Annotated in this window: 20 protein-coding genes and 1 pseudogene; 11 read left to right on the forward strand and 10 right to left on the reverse strand. The window is 55.3% G+C overall.

Annotated features, from left to right (window positions below; translation table 11 throughout):
- Positions 1–256 precede the first annotated feature (256 nt).
- The 3 genes from L1075_RS11560 to L1075_RS11570 form a co-directional block, all read right to left on the reverse strand.
- Positions 257–460 (reverse strand): cold-shock protein, encoded by a 204-nt coding sequence (locus tag L1075_RS11560; RefSeq protein WP_040239198.1) that lies wholly within the window; start codon positions 458–460, stop codon positions 257–259.
- A gap of 410 nt (positions 461–870) precedes the next feature.
- Positions 871–2,118: a type II toxin-antitoxin system HipA family toxin gene (locus tag L1075_RS11565; protein ID WP_246941928.1), complete on the reverse strand. Its 1,248-nt coding sequence runs from the start codon at positions 2,116–2,118 to the stop codon at positions 871–873.
- Positions 2,119–2,176: 58 nt separating this feature from the next.
- On the reverse strand, positions 2,177–2,509 hold the full coding sequence (locus tag L1075_RS11570; RefSeq protein WP_246926002.1) for a helix-turn-helix transcriptional regulator: 333 nt from the start codon (positions 2,507–2,509) through the stop codon (positions 2,177–2,179).
- A 161-nt stretch (positions 2,510–2,670) separates the two neighbouring features.
- On the opposite strand from L1075_RS11570, the gene L1075_RS11575 reads away from it, so the two are divergent.
- Positions 2,671–2,862, forward strand: a complete 192-nt coding sequence (locus L1075_RS11575; protein WP_246941930.1) for a hypothetical protein — start codon at positions 2,671–2,673, stop codon at positions 2,860–2,862.
- Between the two features lie 139 nt (positions 2,863–3,001).
- On the opposite strand, the pseudogene L1075_RS11580 reads toward L1075_RS11575, so the two are convergent.
- Positions 3,002–3,145 (reverse strand): annotated as a pseudogene (locus L1075_RS11580) (NYN domain-containing protein); the annotation flags it as partial.
- A gap of 168 nt (positions 3,146–3,313) precedes the next feature.
- Positions 3,314–3,748: a MarR family winged helix-turn-helix transcriptional regulator gene (locus tag L1075_RS11585; RefSeq protein WP_246941932.1), complete on the reverse strand. Its 435-nt coding sequence runs from the start codon at positions 3,746–3,748 to the stop codon at positions 3,314–3,316.
- 390 nt (positions 3,749–4,138) lie between these two features.
- Here L1075_RS11585 and L1075_RS11590 point away from each other — a divergent pair, with 390 nt between their 5' ends.
- The 10 genes from L1075_RS11590 to L1075_RS15870 all read left to right on the forward strand — a co-directional run bounded on the left by L1075_RS11590 (position 4,139) and on the right by L1075_RS15870 (position 11,610).
- Complete coding sequence (locus tag L1075_RS11590) at positions 4,139–5,644, forward strand: AMP-binding protein (protein WP_246941934.1); 1,506 nt, start codon at positions 4,139–4,141, stop codon at positions 5,642–5,644.
- Positions 5,641–5,898 (forward strand): acyl carrier protein, encoded by a 258-nt coding sequence (locus tag L1075_RS11595; RefSeq protein ID WP_246941936.1) that lies wholly within the window; start codon positions 5,641–5,643, stop codon positions 5,896–5,898. The genes L1075_RS11590 and L1075_RS11595 overlap by 4 nt, the downstream gene beginning before the upstream one ends.
- A 68-nt stretch (positions 5,899–5,966) precedes the next feature.
- On the forward strand, positions 5,967–6,344 hold the full coding sequence (locus tag L1075_RS11600; protein WP_246941938.1) for an ectoine synthase: 378 nt from the start codon (positions 5,967–5,969) through the stop codon (positions 6,342–6,344).
- A 40-nt stretch (positions 6,345–6,384) separates the two neighbouring features.
- Positions 6,385–8,235 carry an acyl-CoA dehydrogenase family protein gene (locus L1075_RS11605; RefSeq protein WP_246941940.1) on the forward strand — a complete coding sequence of 617 codons (1,851 nt, stop codon included), beginning with the start codon at positions 6,385–6,387 and terminating at the stop codon, positions 8,233–8,235.
- 36 nt (positions 8,236–8,271) lie between these two features.
- Positions 8,272–8,922, forward strand: a complete 651-nt coding sequence (locus L1075_RS11610; RefSeq protein WP_246941942.1) for a DsbA family oxidoreductase — start codon at positions 8,272–8,274, stop codon at positions 8,920–8,922.
- A 66-nt stretch (positions 8,923–8,988) separates the two neighbouring features.
- Complete coding sequence (locus L1075_RS11615; RefSeq protein WP_246941944.1) at positions 8,989–9,312, forward strand: DMT family transporter; 324 nt, start codon at positions 8,989–8,991, stop codon at positions 9,310–9,312.
- Between the two features lie 67 nt (positions 9,313–9,379).
- Entirely contained in the window at positions 9,380–9,772 is a 393-nt protein-coding gene (locus tag L1075_RS11620; protein WP_246941946.1) for a DMT family transporter, read from the forward strand.
- A 78-nt stretch (positions 9,773–9,850) separates the two neighbouring features.
- Positions 9,851–10,333 (forward strand): nucleoside deaminase, encoded by a 483-nt coding sequence (locus L1075_RS11625; RefSeq protein ID WP_246941948.1) that lies wholly within the window; start codon positions 9,851–9,853, stop codon positions 10,331–10,333.
- On the forward strand, positions 10,330–11,145 hold the full coding sequence (locus L1075_RS11630; protein WP_246941950.1) for a maleate cis-trans isomerase family protein: 816 nt from the start codon (positions 10,330–10,332) through the stop codon (positions 11,143–11,145). The genes L1075_RS11625 and L1075_RS11630 overlap by 4 nt, the downstream gene beginning before the upstream one ends.
- Positions 11,146–11,505: 360 nt before the next feature.
- Positions 11,506–11,610: an integrase core domain-containing protein gene (locus tag L1075_RS15870; protein ID WP_378111292.1), complete on the forward strand. Its 105-nt coding sequence runs from the start codon at positions 11,506–11,508 to the stop codon at positions 11,608–11,610.
- Positions 11,611–11,890: 280 nt separating this feature from the next.
- Here L1075_RS15870 and L1075_RS11635 read toward each other — a convergent pair whose 3' ends face one another.
- The 5 genes from L1075_RS11635 to guaB all read right to left on the reverse strand — a co-directional run bounded on the left by L1075_RS11635 (position 11,891) and on the right by guaB (position 17,720).
- On the reverse strand, positions 11,891–13,045 hold the full coding sequence (locus L1075_RS11635) for a DGQHR domain-containing protein (protein ID WP_246941952.1): 1,155 nt from the start codon (positions 13,043–13,045) through the stop codon (positions 11,891–11,893).
- Between the two features lie 2 nt (positions 13,046–13,047).
- Positions 13,048–13,599 (reverse strand): hypothetical protein, encoded by a 552-nt coding sequence (locus L1075_RS11640; protein ID WP_246941954.1) that lies wholly within the window; start codon positions 13,597–13,599, stop codon positions 13,048–13,050.
- A 32-nt stretch (positions 13,600–13,631) separates the two neighbouring features.
- Entirely contained in the window at positions 13,632–14,453 is an 822-nt protein-coding gene (locus tag L1075_RS11645) for a DNA adenine methylase (RefSeq protein ID WP_246941956.1), read from the reverse strand.
- A 124-nt stretch (positions 14,454–14,577) separates the two neighbouring features.
- The gene (gene guaA / locus L1075_RS11650; RefSeq protein ID WP_246941958.1) at positions 14,578–16,155 is read right to left on the reverse strand and encodes a glutamine-hydrolyzing GMP synthase; all 1,578 of its coding nucleotides are present in this window, start codon (positions 16,153–16,155) and stop codon (positions 14,578–14,580) included.
- A 95-nt stretch (positions 16,156–16,250) separates the two neighbouring features.
- Positions 16,251–17,720, reverse strand: a complete 1,470-nt coding sequence (guaB, locus tag L1075_RS11655) for an IMP dehydrogenase (protein WP_246941960.1) — start codon at positions 17,718–17,720, stop codon at positions 16,251–16,253.
- Between the last annotated feature and the right edge of the window lie 47 nt (positions 17,721–17,767).

Here is a 17,767-nt window from a genome sequence, read left to right on the forward strand (position 1 = left end):
CCGATGGCACCCAGTCATTCAAAAAAGCCCAAGGCACTTGAGTAATGGCGCTAGCCAGTATCAGCAGGGGCCTGGCGTCAGGAAAGAACGTTCATCATGTGCGGTGGGAGTTGGTGAGGCAGGTAGTGAATAGCGATGCTGGAAACTCAACGTCAGGCGAAATCTCGCGTTTCTGGCACGCAGAAACACCAAAGCCCGCCGAAGCGGGCTTTGGTGCTCGAAGCCTTGCGGCTCGACAGCGCGGGCTAACCCAGAGTTAGTCAGCCTTTACGTTTGAAGCCTGAAGGCCTTTCTTGCCCTGAGTCACGTCAAACGAGACTTGTTGACCATCCTGCAGGGATTTAAAGCCTTCAGCTTGAATTTCGGAGAAATGGACGAACAGATCGTCACCACCTTCGGCGGGAGAAATGAAGCCAAAACCTTTTGCGTCGTTAAACCACTTAACTGTACCAGTTGCCATTTTCGAATTCCTTAGCGCGAAAGCGCTTTTACTACGATTGCCGGGTACTACCCCAGATGAAGTGGATAAAACAAGGGGATATAACCAGACTACCGAACGATTCGAGTACAACTGACATATGCGACTTGCTAACCAACGGGACACATCGTTTCATGCTGGCTAGAGATCGTCAATGGGGTTTAGGGCCACCGAATTGAGATATGCGGATTCACCCGGAGTCCGCTGCGCTCACCGGGTCTACGAGAGGAACACGAAGACTGACATAGTCTAGCCCCCTACTTCGCCAGTCACCCAGTGCGCGAAAGCCTCGGCCTGAGGATCCGTCTCCTGTACGGCATAGACCACTCAATCTCGCCGAGATGGCGCTGGTCGCGACGCGCGGGCCGGCGGGCTTGACCCGTGCCGCCTTGTTAGCCGAGCAACTGCGCGCGTGCGGCCGCAAAGCCATCCCGTATCGAGCTATGCGCGACGCCGAGGCCTTCGACGCAGTAGCTGTTCAAAAACTGACGGCCGGCGAAAAGCCTGCGGTCGGTCTCGGTCAGTTTGGCTTGCTCGCAGACCCCGCCCCATTCACTGGCGATCGTGACGAGTTGGTTCTCGATGATGGCCTGGGCCTGTTCGTCATTGAGCAGGAAGTCCGGGGCGGCCGCGAGACAGCTGTGCAGCGTACTCATACGGTTTTCGCCCTTGATCAGCATCGCCTGCGTCGCCTCGTTGCCCGCTCGCCCCTGCGGGCAGATGTCATAGGCCGGGGTCAACGAGAGCATCCTGCCGTCCCAGAACGCGGCATGGTTGCGGGCATGATCGTCCGTGTTGCCGCACAGGATATTGAAGACGATCCGAGCGTAGAGCTCTCGCAGCGTTGGCTTCGGGTCGGTGAAGCGGTGACGGATGACTTCGGCAAGGTCTTCGTAAGACGCATAGCGCACCATCATTTCGTCAAGGCCGAGCATCGTCAGCGCTGACACCATCGCTTTGCGCTGCCAGCCAGCCCCTGACTTGATGCGATCAAAGCGGTCGATGAGCAGCACATCCTTGCCGGCCGCCGCGGTCATCGAGACCGGGGCGACATCGAGCTCACATGCAGCCGCCAGCTTCATGGCGATAAATTCCGCCTTCACGACGCTGTAAATATCCGTGCTCGACGAGAACTTGGCGATCATTTTGCGATCGCCATGGTCGATCAGGGCCTTCGGGCGGGCGCCGCCGATCGAAGTGCCATGGTTCAACGCCTGGTCGAGGGCTGGCGTCAGCGGGACACCCTTCTCGATCCGTTCAGCCGCTTCCAGCAACTCTTCATAAGACGCCTCGGCCTTGAGGCGAGGCACGTATTCCGTGGCGGAATGCTGGAAGTCGAGGGCACCGATCCGGTCCGACCCCGATTCGAGCCAATAGGTGAGTTCGGAGATGTCGTCAGCTGCGGCACCACCAGTCTTGCCCCCCATCATACGATTGATGATCACCCGGCGCCCCCAGGCATCGGGCGAGGCGTCACGCAGGCAACTGGCCATCGACAGGCCAGCGGTCGGTTCGATTAAGCCGCGGCGCAGTGGCAGTTCGGGGCCATAGATCGGAATCGCACCATCGCGTGCCAGGTAGCTGGCGCCATAGTTGAAGCTGTAGCTATCGCCGTGCTGCGTGACGCGACCGGCCACCACGGGTTGTGTCTCTCCCGGCAACCAGATCCAGACATAGGCCTCTCGTGGCTGCGCCAGTCTAGAAGTCATCATCGACCTCCTGCCTGCTCGGGCGAACCCGCTTCGGCAGCAGCGTCAGTTTTTCCTCGAGATGGGCGTTATGCATCGCACCTGCCCGGTCATCGACATCGAACAACCGCACGCCAACGAGTGTGGCGACCTCGAAGACGATGCCGATCTCGGTGCCGGCTTCGCCATTTTCGATGTTGCGGAGGGTCTTACGCGAGATGCCTGCGCGTTCAGACAGTTCGGCAGCGGTGAGCTCCCGCTCCAAACGGCCAGCCTTGATCAGCTTGCCGAGGATCGAGAGTGTCTGCTTGGTGACACGGGAGTAGCTGCGCGGCCGTTTCATTGCCATCTCGTCAGATTAGGTATTTAAAGACTCATTAGGCGTCTTGTGAGTATTAAAGTACTCACTATGGTGCGGTCTGCATGAGATAGCAAGATAATGGGTATTTTATTACCCACAAGGCTATGAGATGAAACTTTAAATGCTCATTACTCAGGCAGTTGGTGATCACCACCTGGATCAATCGTGCTATGGGCGCCGTCGGCACCTCGCTCAGTGGGCTCGCCCTCGCGCTGCAGATGCCTGTCGATATGCTATCCATCGTCGCCGGCCTCATGGCGCTATCGGTCATGGGCGAGCAGGCATGGCTGTGTCAGCCAGCCCATGCACGCGGCATGGCCTGCCCCGATTCGTGAACTCGCCACACTCCGTGGTACTGAGCGCCGCCGACCGAGCGACGCTTGGTGCTACCATTGGGGTTCGAGGTTGTCGGTCAGCATAGTGGGCAGCAACGTAGCGTCTAGGGGTTGCCTCGACTCCAAACCGCCCGATGCCTCAATCGAACAGCAAATCACCCTCGATCGGACTCGCGGCGTTGATAAGGGAATTGGCGGTGAGCTTGGGCACGCCGTAGACCTCAACGCGCTTGCCATGCACCACGCGGATTTTCCGCGCCAGCAGATCGAAGTCGCCATCGCCGGGAGGCGAGCGTTGGCTGGCGTGCATGGTACGTGATAACCGACGCGCCCGGCTTCAGAGAAGAGGCCTGATGGTCCGCTGGATTTCATCAACGAAACGGTCACCATTCAGCGACTTACTGGCAGAGGCTCACGCACATTGAGGCCGAGGCATTCAGGCTTCACTGGGCTACGCCGCTGTCTTTTGGATCATTTGGCGCAGACAAGCGACGATGTCGCTATTTGCTGGCTGACTGCCGGCTTCGTCAAGAGCGGCCTCAAGAAAAGCATCGTAGTCCTTGCCAGCTTCTTCTTGAATTTGCCTTCCTCGACTAGTGATTACGGTATAGACCCCTCGCTTATCATTAGGACACATGTCACGGATCGTATACTGGTTGCGTTCCATACGTTCAACCAAGCGCGTAACGGAACTCTGGTTCAGCCCTAGGCGGTTGGCCAACTCTTGCATGCGAAGCTCTGAGTCCGGCGCCGTAGATAACAATTGCAGGGCGCGATACTCGGTCAGGCCGAGTCCATGCTCACGTTGCAGTGCCTTCGCCACCTGATTTTCGACCGACTCGAAAACATTTCTCACCTGCTGCCAAACTACCGATTTCGGTGGCATCTCTGTTCTCATCCTAAGCTGTCAAAGTTGTCGCTATCCAATTACGCAATTACTTGTACATGCATACACTATCTGAATTCCAGCCTTCCGGCCAGTCTGAGGCTCTGTACTTGTAAGCGATTTACCACACTCCACGTGCGTAATAGCTGAATTTTTCTTCTACCACAGCCTTGTCGCCCGGCACCACATAGCGCAGATACGCGATATTTTTCAATTAGATATGGTTAATGTTTATTCATACCACCATGCTTTGAAAGGTAGCTGATTTACAAAACTCCATGTATTTGCATGCGCAAGCATATTGACAGCGACACACCCCTGCCCTACCTTAATAATACTTGCACATACAAATACATGTGCCATCAGCTTACAATTCCACGGGGCACGCACATGAAATTGTCTCTACTACTCACCTCGCTTGCGGACAGTGCTACTCATTATCCCAATGACATCGCCTTTCTCACGGATGCGGCCGCTTGGAGCTACGAGCAGCTATGGGCTCGAGTCTCACAATATGAGTCGGTTCTGGCCAAGATCGCCTTGCCTGATGGTGTTGTTGTAGCAATCACCGCATACAAAACCGTAGACACCATTGCGCTGATGCTGGCGCTGGGCAAGCAGGGCCACACGCCGTTGGTGGTTTCGCCCGGATTGGGCACCTCGGTCAAACCCACGATGTATGCTACCGCTGGCGTATATTGTGAGCTGGCTGCGGACAGTGCTCTGGGCAGGCCTGAGGTTTCTTTCGAAGTGCCGACTGTACTGCAAGTCAATTCGATTCCTAGCGCCTATACAACCACAACCTCCCCACTCATGCTGACCACATCTGGCTCCACGGGCACTCCCAAAGTAGTCGAACTCACTACCGAGGGGATAAACGCCTTCGTCGGCTGGGGTGCCGAGTATTTCCAGTTGACCCGTGGCAGCCGAGTCCTCAGCTACGCCCCGCTTAATTTCGACCTGAGTCTGCTCGAAATTTGGGCACCCCTGCTACAGGGCGCCACGGTGATCTTGGTCGATACCGCTCGAGCAACCCAGGCCGACTACCTTCACGGCTTGGTCCGTGAACAGCGCCCCGATCTTCTTCAAGCCGTACCAATGTTTTATAACCTGCTCTGTCCGGAAGATGACTCTTACATGCTGAGCATGGATAGCGTACGGCATGTCGTGTTCACCGGTGACACCATGCCCAAAGGCCTGTGTAAACGCGTCGCCACTGCTTTCCCTCAGGCAACATTCCATAACATCTATGGATGTACCGAAACCAACGACAGCTTCGTCTATTCCGGCGATGCCCTAGCGATCGTACAACACGAGCGGTTACCACTAGGTGGCCCAATCTCAGGCGTCCACTATCGCATCGTAACCGAGGAAGGAATTGAACTAGCCGGTGCCGGCGAAGGCGAACTGCATACCTCCACACCGTTTCTCGCTCATGGCTATACCGATCCCAGTTTGACGGCCAGCGTCTTTTACCGTGAGCCGGACGGTTATCGCATTTATTACCGGACTGGTGATCGGGTCGCACGCGACGAACAGGGCCAATTGACCCTTCTCGGCCGCAAAGACTGCATTGTCAAGGTCCGTGGCGTGCGTACCAACCTACAGGACATCGAGCAAGTCTTGGCCAAGATGCCTATCGTCAAGAATGCCGTTGTAATCCCAGTGAATGACGAGCTGGCCGGTGTCGTCCTGCATGCAGTAATCGAACTCACTCAGAGCCAAAAACTGGATGGCATGGCCATGCGGTTGTTCTGTGCCCAGTATTTGCCACAAACCTCCGTTCCACGCCGCTTCCATCTGCATGAAAGCCCGTTACCTACGACCTCGACCGGCAAACCGGATCGAAAAACCATCGCTCTATCCATCCAGCCCAAAGAGAGTGAACCCGCATGATTCATGAACAGAACATCAAAACGTACATCTGTGAGGAACTCGCCCCAGATGTGGATCCGGCCGCGTTGCCTACCGATGTCGACCTGCTGACTACCGGCGTTACCGACAGCCTTTCCCTGGTGCGCCTGATCGCCTGGATTGGCGAGGAGTATGACATTCCGATCGCTGACATGGAGATCGCCCCTGAGGATTTCAGTTCGGTGGAGAAGGTCAACGCCTTTATCGAGCGCCATACGGTCTCCGGGGTCGCCTGAGACACGAGCTTCAGCAACGAAACTTGCAGTAACACCACCACAGCACTGATCACACAAGGAAGAGACTCATGTTTTCACGCAAGCGCAACGACATCGCCGGTATCCAGTGGGGCAACGGCACCAGCCATCGCATGCTAACCGAGAAGGACGGCATGGGCTTCACCGTGGCGCATACCGTCGTCAACGCAGGATCGGAGTCGCGCCTGCAGTACCGCCGTCATCTCGAGGCATGCTACTGCATTTCCGGTCGAGGCTGCGTGCTCTCAGCCAATGGTAGCGAAGAGCATATCCTCGAGCCGGGCTCCATCTATGTCCTGGATAAGCACGACCCACACGTCCTGAAGGCCGATGATGGCGAAGATATGCATCTGGTTAGCGTGTTTAACCCACCGCTCACCGGTAAAGAGCGCCACCAGTTGAGTGCCGACGGGTTCTCTCAATACTGAGCCGGGTCCGACTTTCAAGCTGCCATTGTAAGGAAGAAACATGCACCCCCAGGACAAACAGATCGCCAAACAGGCCCGTGCTTCGATCGATGCCATTGCACGTGCCCTGGATGCGGAATACCCCACCGGGAGCGAATTTCCCCGGGAAAAATGGCTGGCGGTGTCCAGTACCGGAGTCTTCCGGCGTGCCGCCAATGCCGAGTCCAAGCGTGACGCCATCTTGTCAACGATGACCGCGCTTGAGCGATTGGGCGAGGTCTGCAAGGATTCCGGCCTAACGTTCTCTGTCGCTACACACTTGGCCAGCACGATCACTGCCCTCGACAAGTTCGGAAGTCCCGAACTGAAGGCCCGGTATATGGAGGAGCTGGTCGCAGGTCAATTGATTGGCGCCCACGCCATCAGCGAGCCCAATGCAGGGTCCGATGCGCTGAGCATGACCACCACCGCCCTCGAGGATGGTGATGACTTTATCATCAACGGGCATAAGGCCTTCGTGACTAACGGCTCGGTGGCCGATGTGATCGTGGTCTATGCCAAGACCAGTCAGGCGGCCACTGCTGATTGCGTCTCCGCATTTCTGGTAGACACTCGCTCCTCTGGGGTACATCTCGGCCCCACCATGGAAAAGGTCGGCTTAAGCACCTCGCCGCTGTGTGAGCTTACGCTAGACAATTGCCGGATACCGAAGGAAAACATGGTCGGCCGCCGCGGCGCTGGGTTCTTCGTGCTCAGCCACGTGATGCAACGGGAGATCCTCTACTCATTCATTATCAGCGTGGGAGAGATGCAGCGACGTTTGCAGCGTTGCGTGCGCTACGCCAACTCCCGGCGCCAGTTTGGCTCATCCATCGGTGCGTTCCAGTCCGTCGCCAATAAGACCGCCGACATGAAGATCCGTTATGAGTTAAGTCGGCAATGGTTGTATTACGTCGCCGAGCGCATGATCGCCAACAAGGACGTAACGACCGATGTTGCGATCGCCAAGGTCTTCGTCAGCGAAAATGCCCTGGCTACCTCCGTCGATGCCCTGCATATCCATGGGGGGTACGGCTACATTGCCTCGAACGGCCTAGGTACCGAAGTTTGCAACGCCCTGGCAGGCCCAATCTACTCAGGCACGAACGAGATCCAGCGCGGACGCATCGCGGCCATGATCGGGGTCAGTCAAAGTAAGACAAAGCCGACCGGGGTTAGCACGGATCAAGAAGTTGTTCGCCCGGAAACTCGCATCGTGCACCAGGTGGATATCGAGCGCACCCATAGCGAGTTGCTCGATTTCATGCATGACGATGTGCAGAACTTCGTGAGCGCGGCCCTGGGTGACGAGCCTTTAGACGAACGCGACACGGCTGTGAAGCTCTACTACGCCGTGCGCGACAAGATTGCCTACGAGGTATTCAATACCGACATCAGCAACACGGGGCTACGCGCCAGCAAGATCGTCAACGACCGTCGCGGTTTCTGTCTGCATAAAGCGTTGCTCTACGCTGCGGCTTGCCGATCGCAAGGCTTGCCATGTCGTCTGGTTGCAAGCCGCGTAACCAATCACATTGCCACACCGGAACTGCAGGACTTGGTAGGCGGTGATGTCTTCCTGCATTGGTACAACGAGGTCAAGGTGGGCGACGCTTGGCTGCAGGTCTCACCAGTATTCAACAAGCTGCTTTGCAAGCTGTATGGCATTGAGCCATTGGAATTCGACGGTTACAGCAGCGCAATTCACCAGCCTTTCAGCGGTGGTGCAGCGATGAATTACCTCGATGACCCGGTGGTATTCACCAACCCACGCTATGCCGAGCTGATCGAGCTAGTGAATACCTATCACCCGAACATGGTCACGCCGGTGGGAAGGGTTCCGCAAGCCAAGTCCTCTAAAGCAGCTCTTTAATGTTCAGTATTTGTATGCACAACCATAGGTGAGAGTATGACCCAGCAAATCATCATCTACACCGATTACGTCTGCCCTTATTGCCTACTGGCGGAGCATATTGTCGAGGACGTGATCCAGGGACAGGACGTAGAGATCAATTGGCGTCCCTACGAGCTGCGGCCCGAGCCGGTGCCCACCCTGCGCGTTGAAGACCCGTATTTGCCACAGGTCTGGAAACAATCGGTTTACCCAATGGCCGAGCGTCTCGGCGTTCCGATCAAACTGCCAGCTATTTCACCCCAGCCACGCACCGACAAGGCCTTCGAAGTTTTCGCGATGGCGGATGAGCAAGGGCTTGGCCACACATTTTCGATGGCAGCGCTGAAAGCGTTCTTCCAGGAAGAAATGGATATCGGCAACCCGGAGATTCTGGCCGATTTGGGAGCCGAGGTGGGCCTCGAGCGCGAGTCCGTACTGAACGTACTGGCCAAGGGTACGTACCGGGAGCGTCACCGCGAGGCCCTGCGTCATGCCCGGGAGGACATGGTCATCACGTCCGTACCCACCATTGTGGTGGGCAAGCAGGTGTTCCGTGGCGTGCCGTCACCAGTAGAACTACGCCGGGCCCTCGACCAGGTCACGACCGAGACCGATCACGAGCAGCACCAGCCTGATGCCAAGGCCGCACACAACGCCGCACGCTAGGCCCACGACAACGGGGCCAAACCCAACGTTCAAATAGAATGTTCAACAACCGTAGGAGTAAACATCATGATCAGCTGGCTATACCTCGGCGTCGCCGTTCTTTTTGAAATCGCCGTCGCCTTCTCAGCAGGAAACGCACAGGGATTCACCCGCCTATGGTGGACGATCGCAACGCTTGTGAGCGGGGCCATTGCCACCTTCTTCCTCAGCCTCGCGCTTCTCGAGTTCGACGTCGGCGTGGGCTACTCCATCTGGACCTCCGTTGCCGGGGTCGGAATCGTCATCCTGGGTGCGGTGTTCTTCCAGGAACGGCTCAACCTGAGAAAGCTCTCGGGCATTGCCATGGTCATTGGCGGTGTCATCGGGCTTCGGCTAAGTGGCGCAGCATAAAGATTAATCAAGCAGTTACCGCAGTAGCGGTACCGAAGACATCAGCACTAGACCAAAGGAAATCGACATGACTAATACAACGTCAAACCAAGCTAACAACGGGCGTGCATGGATCGCGCTACTGCTCGCCGGCGCCTTCGAAATCGTTTATGCCCTGAGTGTCGCCGGTAGCGAGGCCTTCACTGTTCTGAGCTGGTCGATCTCGGCGATCGTGTTCTTCCTGCTCACGCTGTACGCGCTCAGTGTTGCCCTGAAGACGATCGATGTGGGGATTGGCTACGCCGTATGGGCGGGCATCGGCGCGGTAGGTTCGGCTGTGTTCGGCAGCGTGCTGTTCGAACAATCCCTCACGCTGGGCCAGGCCTTTTGGCTGGCAGTCATCATCGCGGGCGTCATCTGGCTGAAACTGGCCAGTAGCGAGAAGCTGCAAGCCGACGAATCAGGCCTCACAGCATCTTGAAAGATGCGCAATCACGCCCGGAGGGGCAAGCCGCCGTCATCCGCTTGCCCTTTCAGAACCACTCCATCGGAGACATTGATGTCCACTAGCCCAACTGATCGCTTCTCGCAGCTCATGGATGATGTTGTTGCCTACTCCACTGAGCATGTCCGTAGTGGCGGCATACCCTTCACGGCCTTTGTCGTTGATGCCTCCGGAACGGTTCTGGGGCGTGGCGTAAACCGCGTTCTTGAACATCACGACCCGACCGCGCATGCGGAGGTAGAGGCAATCAGAGACGCGTGTCGTAACGTCGGCACCAGCCAATTGCGGGGAAAAACGCTCTTGGCATCAGGAGAGCCCTGCGCCATGTGCTACCTGAACGCACTCTTCGCAGATATCGACGAGGTGATCTATGCAGTCGATCGGGACAGTGCCGCCGAAGCGGGCTTCGATTACCGAGGTTCGTACCAACTGTTGGCACATTTCCCCGACCAGTGGCCCATGAAGGTACACAAGCACGCCACCACTCAAGCCCTAGAACCGTTCAACCTTTGGAGAAGAAAAAGGAGCTCCCTGTGAATATCCCGATGAATCCGGCCCAGGCCGGTAACAATCCTGCCGCCCTGTTCCGCCCCGATGGATGGAACCGTGCGATCCGCATTGGCACTGTGGTTCCGCATGCCGATGTTGGGCCGGAAGCCGAACTTCAGGCGATGGCCACCGATGACATCACCATCCATGGCAGCCGCCTGTATTTCTCAGCCATGCGAGCTGGCGGTGAAATGGATGAAAAAATCCCGCATGCTCCAGTGGCCTCGTTTGCTGAGCCGCCATATGTCGATGAAGCAGTAGAAAGTCTGGCCGCGTCGCCGCTGGATGTGGTGGGCCTGGCTTTCACCAGCTCAGCCTACAAGCACGGGCCAGACGGTGAACGTGCCCTTATCGAGCGGCTGCGTCCCCGGGCTCGCGAACTTCCGCTTGTCTCGACTTGCCTATCCGCAGAGCGAGCTTTGGCCAAACTGGGGACCAAGAGGCTAGCGATCGTCAACCCACCGTGGTTCGACGCCAACCTGGATAGACTGGGGGCACGTTACTTCGAGGAAGCGGGGTTCCGAGTGGTGCACCATGCCCCATGTGGGCTACCCAGTGGTCAGAAGTACATCACCCCGCAAAGCCTATATGACTGGATCGCAAGGATAGTCAACGAATCGGATGCAGACGCCGTCTTTGTCGGTGGCAACGGCCAACGCTCAGTGGGCATCATCGATGCCGTAGAAAAGACCCTCGGTATATCAATGCTTACCGGTAACCAAGTCATACTCTGGGACGCCCTGCGTTCCATTAGTGCCAAAGTGAACATTGAAGGATATGGCAGGCTGTTCCACGCGTAGCTCGTACAGGACTCGATACAACGAAGAGCCCGTCTGTTTGAACCGTCCAACAATTGTGGCTCAGTTCAAAGCTTGCCATCGATCACCTCAAGGCCAGATGAACGCTCGGCCACGGATCTTACTCACGCGTGGTGCGGGAAGGATCGGCGTGCCAGCCTGGCGGTCATCATCGACTGCTGCACGCGTGAGATCCTCGGTTGGCGGTTATCGGACAATGGCAGCAGCAAGACAGCGGAGGCTGGCTGCCCTGGAAGAAGCACTGATTTATCGACTGGGGGCACTGGGGCGCGTTCAGCAACTGCTAGCACTTCGCTCTGATAACGGGCTCGTCTTTAGCAGTCGCCACGACACGGGCACGGGGTGAAGGCCTATGGCCTCACGCAGGCGTTCACGACACCGTATACACCGGAACAGAACGGGCTCGTGGAACGCTTCTTCCGCTCTTTGAAGGAGGAGTGCATCTGACTTCACCGTTTCGAATCGTTGGGCCAAGCCAGGGTCGTGATCAATCGCTGGATCCGGTATTACAACGAAGAACGGCACATCAGTCTCTGGACTACGTGGCACCCCGAGCATACCCAGGGTTGCAGCAACCAAGGGGCATACAGAGCCTCAAAAAAGTCGTTTTCATTTCCACCGACCTTCTCAATCGCAACTTCAAAAACAGGTGCCTACTTCCGGCACCTTCTATTTTATCAGGAAGATGAATTAAGAGCTCCCTCTTACCTATTTTAAAAATAAGCCATCAAAAAAGATCAACTTGATCTTTTAGAGTTGAGTCAAGGATATTGAAAAGCTTAGCCTCCCCACTTGTGCCCGGAGGAAATGTCTCAATATTAAAATCAGAATCGACCATCTCAACCTTATCGAAGATATTAAAAAACTCTTCAACACCAGGAATCCTCAAGTCACTCATGTAATATGGAACAACCTCTTTATATGCTTTCCTAAGAAAGCGCATCAAGGCCTTTACACCATTGGACTTAGGAAGAACATTACCTTTTTTGTCAAAATCAGACCAAGACTCCGGCCATTTCCTCTCTACAGCCCTAAAATAATTTATTATAATAGCCACAATCTTATGATCTTCTTCGGCGATCCAGAAAGGCCTAAATATATACTTCTCCTTAAGCTTTGTTTGCGAATAATTATTCGCAAACATTCTTTTCAGGAATTGATTCCTATCTTCCCAAGGGTCATCCGCAATAAAATCAATAATTGACTCAACAATAACCGCCTGCGTTAGAAGCTCTTTGCTTCTACCAGGGGTCGCAGTCCCAAGCCTTTTTATTCTTTTGAAGAAAGGACTATCTTCATACGAATCCAACGCCACAGCTATTTCATGACATGACTTCTGGGGACTTCTGGAAGTTTCGTACTCAAAGAGATCATAAACAAGACTTCTATTTACTTTTGTTTGCGCCAAATTTACAGTGGCAAAAATATTTGCTTGCGTAGGCATATCAGCACCAACAAATATTGTCACTGGAAGATCAAAAACTTCACGCGAAAAATTTTTAATCCCCTCAACTCGATGCTGACCATCCAAAATTTTTGCCACCGACTCTAGCCCATTACCAGCACCATCAAATATTCTTAAAACCCGTTCATCCTCGAACCACTCTATATTATCCTCATCAATTGCAATGACAATTGAAGTCGGAAATGTAGCATCAACATTTTCAACGTATTTGACTATATCTTTTATTCTCTTTTTATCAATCTTTCTCTGAATCCCCATATAACGATCAAGTTTTCTTTCATTACCCTCTTCAATTGCTCTAACATCAGCATAAGAAATTTCAGAAAGGAGGCCCCATGGAATAACTGCTTGGTAAAAATCCCCTACAGGCTGCCTGACCTTAATTGCAGAAACTTTTACTTCACTAATATCACTCATGATCAATACTCCTCCCTCTTAACCTTTTCCAAAACATCATTACTTTTTGCCTTAGAAAAATTTTGTTCTTGCAGCGATCGGTAATATACGATTGAAAAATACCATAAGGAAAGAGACACCACATATAAAGACAGGGAGACCATATCCGCAAAATCATTTTCAAAAAACTGAAGACTTCGGTACCTGAGGAAAAGATGAAGCCCTACCATCAAACATGCAAAAATAAGAATAAAATAAAGAGAGTGCCAAACCATATTTGCATCTTTATACCATGCGAGAAAAGTGTATATCACCGGAGCCAAGAAAGCAGATATGTATATAAATATCTCACCTGGACGACCTTCCTCCGCTAAAAAACCAACCAAACCCACTGATTCTTTCTGCAAAGAAAGATCAAATGCAAGAATCAAGAAAGGCAAGTTACCCACTATGTAAGTAACAAGAAATTCAGCCATCGACAGCCCATAAGTTTTAAGAGTTGGACTATAATCTCTCAGATTCCAAACAGCAAACGCAACAAATAAAAAATATGCAAAAAAACCTTCGAGCAGCATACCTATTTACCTCATCTCTAAAACATGCTCTATCAGCTAATGAGCAACTCGGTCGTCCTTGACCGGAAGTCCTTATTAGCTGAAATAACGCTTGCTCTCTCAATTTCTTGTATATCAAAAAACCCTTCATATAAGGACAATATTGAGGAATGATTAGCGTTTGTCAACATTATCTTAACCCCCCTTTCTTTGGCACGCCTCAGTGAATAAAACAACCTTTCCTGATCATCCCATGAAAATATTTTCTCATTATATTTAACAAAGCCATTCAAGTTATGCTTAACTGTATACGGGGGATCTACAAACAAAAAGTCTCCCTCAACAGCCAAATCTACAACCTTCTCAAAATCTACATTTAAAATATTTGCATTCGACAAAATCTCGGATATCTCTAGAAACCCATCTTCTAGTAGAACATTACTCTTAGTCCCAATGGGAACATTAAACTTCCCACTAAGATTAACTCTAAAGAGCCCATTCCAACATGTTCTATTTAGATAGATAAACTGCGCCGCCCTTTCGATCTTGTCTTCAAGGGAAAACGCTCTCATTTCATAATAGTAATTTTTTGAATGCTTATGCTGATGCTTTTTCAGCAACTCAAAAACAGACTGCCAGTCATCTCTTAATGCAACATATGTGTCGATCAGCCACGAATTGGAATCTGAAATCACCGCATCTTCTGGCTTGAGGTGAAAAAAAACCGCTCCACTTCCCAAGAATGGCTCTATATACCTACCTGAAAAATCTGGAAAAAGATTCCCATGCTTGTGCACTAGCCAACGTTTCCCCCCCGCCCACTTCAGAAAAGGCGCTATTGATCCTGAGCAAGCACTACTAACATTGCTATTCATAACGCCTCAATAAAGCTTAAAACACATCGAGAAAACTAACAATAAATAACATACACATATGGTTAAGTCTATAAAAACCCGCGCGGTAGCGGGTCTTAGTTACTGCAGTTGCGACAGCTAAACCTCACTCCCACTCGATCGTCGCGGGCGGCTTGCTGCTCACATCGTACGTGACGCGGGAGACGCCACTGATCTCGTTTATGATGCGGTTGGAAACTTTCTCCAGCAGCTCATACGGCAGGTGGGCCCATCTTGCGGTCATGAAGTCGATGGTTTCGACGGCGCGCAGGGCGATGACCCATTCGTAACGGCGGCCGTCGCCGACGACGCCGACGGATTTCACCGGGAGGAAGACGGCGAAGGCCTGGCTGGTCTTGTGGTACCAGTCGAAGTTGTGCAGTTCTTCGATGAAGATGGCGTCGGCTTCACGCAGGATGTCGGCGTATTCTTTCTTCACTTCGCCTAGGATGCGCACGCCGAGGCCCGGTCCCGGGAAGGGGTGACGGTAGACCATGTCGTACGGCAGGCCGAGTTCAAGGCCGAGCTTGCGCACTTCGTCCTTGAACAGCTCGCGCAGCGGTTCGACCAGCTTGAGCTTCATGGTCTCGGGCAGGCCGCCGACGTTGTGGTGCGACTTGATGACATGCGCCTTGCCGGTCTTGCTGGCGGCGGATTCGATCACGTCCGGGTAGATGGTGCCCTGGGCGAGAAAGTCCACACCGTCGATCTTGGCGGCTTCACGGTCGAACACGTCGATGAAGGTGTTGCCGATGATCTTGCGCTTGGCTTCGGGGTCGCCCTCGCCTTCCAGTTTGGTGAGGAACTCGTCTTCGGCGTCGACACGCAGCACCCGCACGCCCATGTGGCTGGCGAAGGTTTCCATCACCTGGTCGCCTTCATTCTTGCGCAGCAGGCCGTTGTCGACGAACACGCAGGTGAGCTGATCGCCGATGGCCTTGTGCAGCAGCGCGGCAACGACGGAGGAATCCACCCCGCCGGAGAGGCCCAGCAGCACGTGGCGGTCGCCGACCTGCTCGCGCACGCGCACGCAGAGGTCGTCGATGATCTGGGCCGGGGTCCACAGGCGCTCGGCCTGGCAGATACCCAGCACGAAGTGCTCGAGGATGCGCTGGCCCTGCTGGGTGTGAGTCACCTCGGGGTGGAACTGCACGCCGTAGAACTGCTTGTCTTCCCACGCCATGGCGGCGATCGGGCAGCTCGGTGTGGAGGCGGTGACGGTGAAGGTCTCCGGCACCTGGGCGACCTTGTCGCCATGGCTCATCCAGACGTCGAGCAGCGCGCGCCCGGTGTCATGGTCGACATGGTCCTTGATGTCCGTGAGCAGGGCGTTGTCGGCGTCGATGCGCACCTGCGCATAGCCGAATTCCTGTTTCTGCGAGCCCTCGACCTTGCCGCCCAGCTGCTCGGCCATGGTCTGCATGCCGTAGCAGATCCCCAGCACCGGCAGGCCCATCTCGAACACGCACTGCGGAGCGCGCGGCGAGGCCAGCTCGGTGACGGATTCCGGCCCGCCGGCGAGGATGATGCCGTTGGGCTGGTACTCGCGGATCTCTTCCTCGCTGATGTCGAAGGCGCGCACTTCGGAGTAGACGCCGATCTCGCGCACGCGGCGCGCGATGAGCTGGGTGTACTGGGAGCCGAAGTCGAGAATCAGGATCTTGTGGGCGTGAATGTCGGTCATCTGGCGTTCCTTTGAGAAGCAACAAGGGCCGAAAATGCGAAAGCTGGAAGCGGCGTAGCCACTTCCAGCTTCAAGCTTCCGGCATCAAGCTTGAGTTAGCCCGCCCGGTAGTTGGGGGCCTCTTTCGTGATCTGCACGTCATGCACGTGGGATTCGGCGAAGCCCGCGCCGGTGATCTTCACGAACTCCGGCTTGGTGCGCATCTCGTCGATATCGTGGCAGCCGGTGTAGCCCATGGAGGCGCGCAGCCCGCCCATCAGCTGATGAACGATGGCGCTCATCACACCCTTGTAGGGCACGCGGCCTTCGATGCCTTCCGGCACCAGCTTCTCGACGCCGGCGCTCTTGTCCTGGAAATAACGGTCGGACGAGCCCTGGGTCTGAGACATGGCGCCCATGGAGCCCATGCCGCGATAGGCCTTGTAGGTCCGGCCCTGGTAGAGCTCGATCTCGCCCGGTGCTTCCTCGGTGCCGGCCAGCAGCCCGCCGATCATCACCGTGCTGGCGCCGGCGGCGATGGCCTTGGCCAGGTCGCCGGAGAAGCGGATGCCGCCATCGGCAACGAGCGGGATATCGAACGGCTTGAGCGCGTCAGCCACATCGGAGACGGCGGAGATCTGCGGCACGCCGACCCCAGCGACGATACGCGTGGTGCAGATGGAGCCGGGGCCGATGCCGACCTTGACGCCATCAGCACCGGCCTCGGCCAGCGCCTTGGCGGCGGCGGCCGTGGCGATGTTGCCGCCGATCACCTGCACCTGCGGATAATGCTCCTTGACCCAGCGTATGCGCTCGATGACGCCCTGGGAATGGCCATGCGCGGTATCCACCACGACCACGTCCACCCCGGCCTCGGCCAGCGCGGCGATGCGATCCGGCGTTTCCGCCCCGGTGCCCACGGCGGCGCCGGCGAGCAAGCGGCCGTCGCCGTCCTTAGCGGCGTGCGGGTAGGTGCGCGCCTTCTCGATATCACGCACGGTCACCAAGCCACGCAGGCGGAACTGATCGTCGACCACCAGGATCTTCTCAATGCGGTGTTCCTGCAGCTTGGTCTTGATGATGTCCAGCGAGGTGCCTTCGGGCACGGTGACCAGCTTCTCGCGCGGGGTCATGATTTCCGCGACGCTGTCTCCCTTGTCGGGGCGGAAGCGCATGTCGCGCCCGGTAACGATGCCCATCAGGGTGTCGCCCTCGACCACCGGAAACCCAGAGTAGCCGTACTCGTTGGCCATCTCGAGCAGGTCGGCCAGCTTCGCCTTGGGGCTGACGGTTACCGGGTCCTTGACGATCACGCTCTCGTGCTTCTTCACCTTGCGCACTTCCGTCGCCTGCGCGGCGATGCTCATGCTCTTGTGAATGATCCCGATGCCGCCTTCCTGCGCCATGGCAATCGCCAGGCGGGCTTCGGTCACGGTATCCATCGCGGAAGAAAGCAGCGGGATGTTGAGGTAAAGGTCGCGAGTCAGGCGGGATCTAAGGCTGACGTCTTTGGGCAGGACGTCGGAATAGCCGGGGACGAGTAAAACATCATCGAACGTAAGAGCTTCTTGCGCTATACGTAGCATGTTGCGACACCTGTGGGGAAGCGGGTGCGGGGAAGATTAATCCGCCA

This window comes from Chromohalobacter beijerinckii (assembly GCF_023061185.1).
GTDB classification, from domain to species: Bacteria; Pseudomonadota; Gammaproteobacteria; order Pseudomonadales; family Halomonadaceae; genus Chromohalobacter; species Chromohalobacter beijerinckii.

Excerpts from the sequence above, each read along its gene's own strand:
- L1075_RS11560 (WP_040239198.1), bottom strand. The coding sequence starts at position 460 with ATGGCAACTGGTACAGTTAAGTGGTTTAACGACGCAAAAGGTTTTGGC.
- L1075_RS11570 (WP_246926002.1), bottom strand. The coding sequence starts at position 2,509 with ATGAAACGGCCGCGCAGCTACTCCCGTGTCACCAAGCAGACACTCTCG.
- L1075_RS11585 (WP_246941932.1), bottom strand. The coding sequence starts at position 3,748 with ATGCCACCGAAATCGGTAGTTTGGCAGCAGGTGAGAAATGTTTTCGAG.
- L1075_RS11590 (WP_246941934.1), top strand. The coding sequence starts at position 4,139 with ATGAAATTGTCTCTACTACTCACCTCGCTTGCGGACAGTGCTACTCAT.
- L1075_RS11595 (WP_246941936.1), top strand. The coding sequence starts at position 5,641 with ATGATTCATGAACAGAACATCAAAACGTACATCTGTGAGGAACTCGCC.
- L1075_RS11600 (WP_246941938.1), top strand. The coding sequence starts at position 5,967 with ATGTTTTCACGCAAGCGCAACGACATCGCCGGTATCCAGTGGGGCAAC.
- L1075_RS11605 (WP_246941940.1), top strand. The coding sequence starts at position 6,385 with ATGCACCCCCAGGACAAACAGATCGCCAAACAGGCCCGTGCTTCGATC.
- L1075_RS11610 (WP_246941942.1), top strand. The coding sequence starts at position 8,272 with ATGACCCAGCAAATCATCATCTACACCGATTACGTCTGCCCTTATTGC.
- L1075_RS11615 (WP_246941944.1), top strand. The coding sequence starts at position 8,989 with ATGATCAGCTGGCTATACCTCGGCGTCGCCGTTCTTTTTGAAATCGCC.
- L1075_RS11620 (WP_246941946.1), top strand. The coding sequence starts at position 9,380 with ATGACTAATACAACGTCAAACCAAGCTAACAACGGGCGTGCATGGATC.
- L1075_RS11625 (WP_246941948.1), top strand. The coding sequence starts at position 9,851 with ATGTCCACTAGCCCAACTGATCGCTTCTCGCAGCTCATGGATGATGTT.
- L1075_RS11635 (WP_246941952.1), bottom strand. The coding sequence starts at position 13,045 with ATGAGTGATATTAGTGAAGTAAAAGTTTCTGCAATTAAGGTCAGGCAG.
- L1075_RS11640 (WP_246941954.1), bottom strand. The coding sequence starts at position 13,599 with ATGCTGCTCGAAGGTTTTTTTGCATATTTTTTATTTGTTGCGTTTGCT.
- L1075_RS11645 (WP_246941956.1), bottom strand. The coding sequence starts at position 14,453 with ATGAATAGCAATGTTAGTAGTGCTTGCTCAGGATCAATAGCGCCTTTT.
- guaA (WP_246941958.1), bottom strand. The coding sequence starts at position 16,155 with ATGACCGACATTCACGCCCACAAGATCCTGATTCTCGACTTCGGCTCC.
- guaB (WP_246941960.1), bottom strand. The coding sequence starts at position 17,720 with ATGCTACGTATAGCGCAAGAAGCTCTTACGTTCGATGATGTTTTACTC.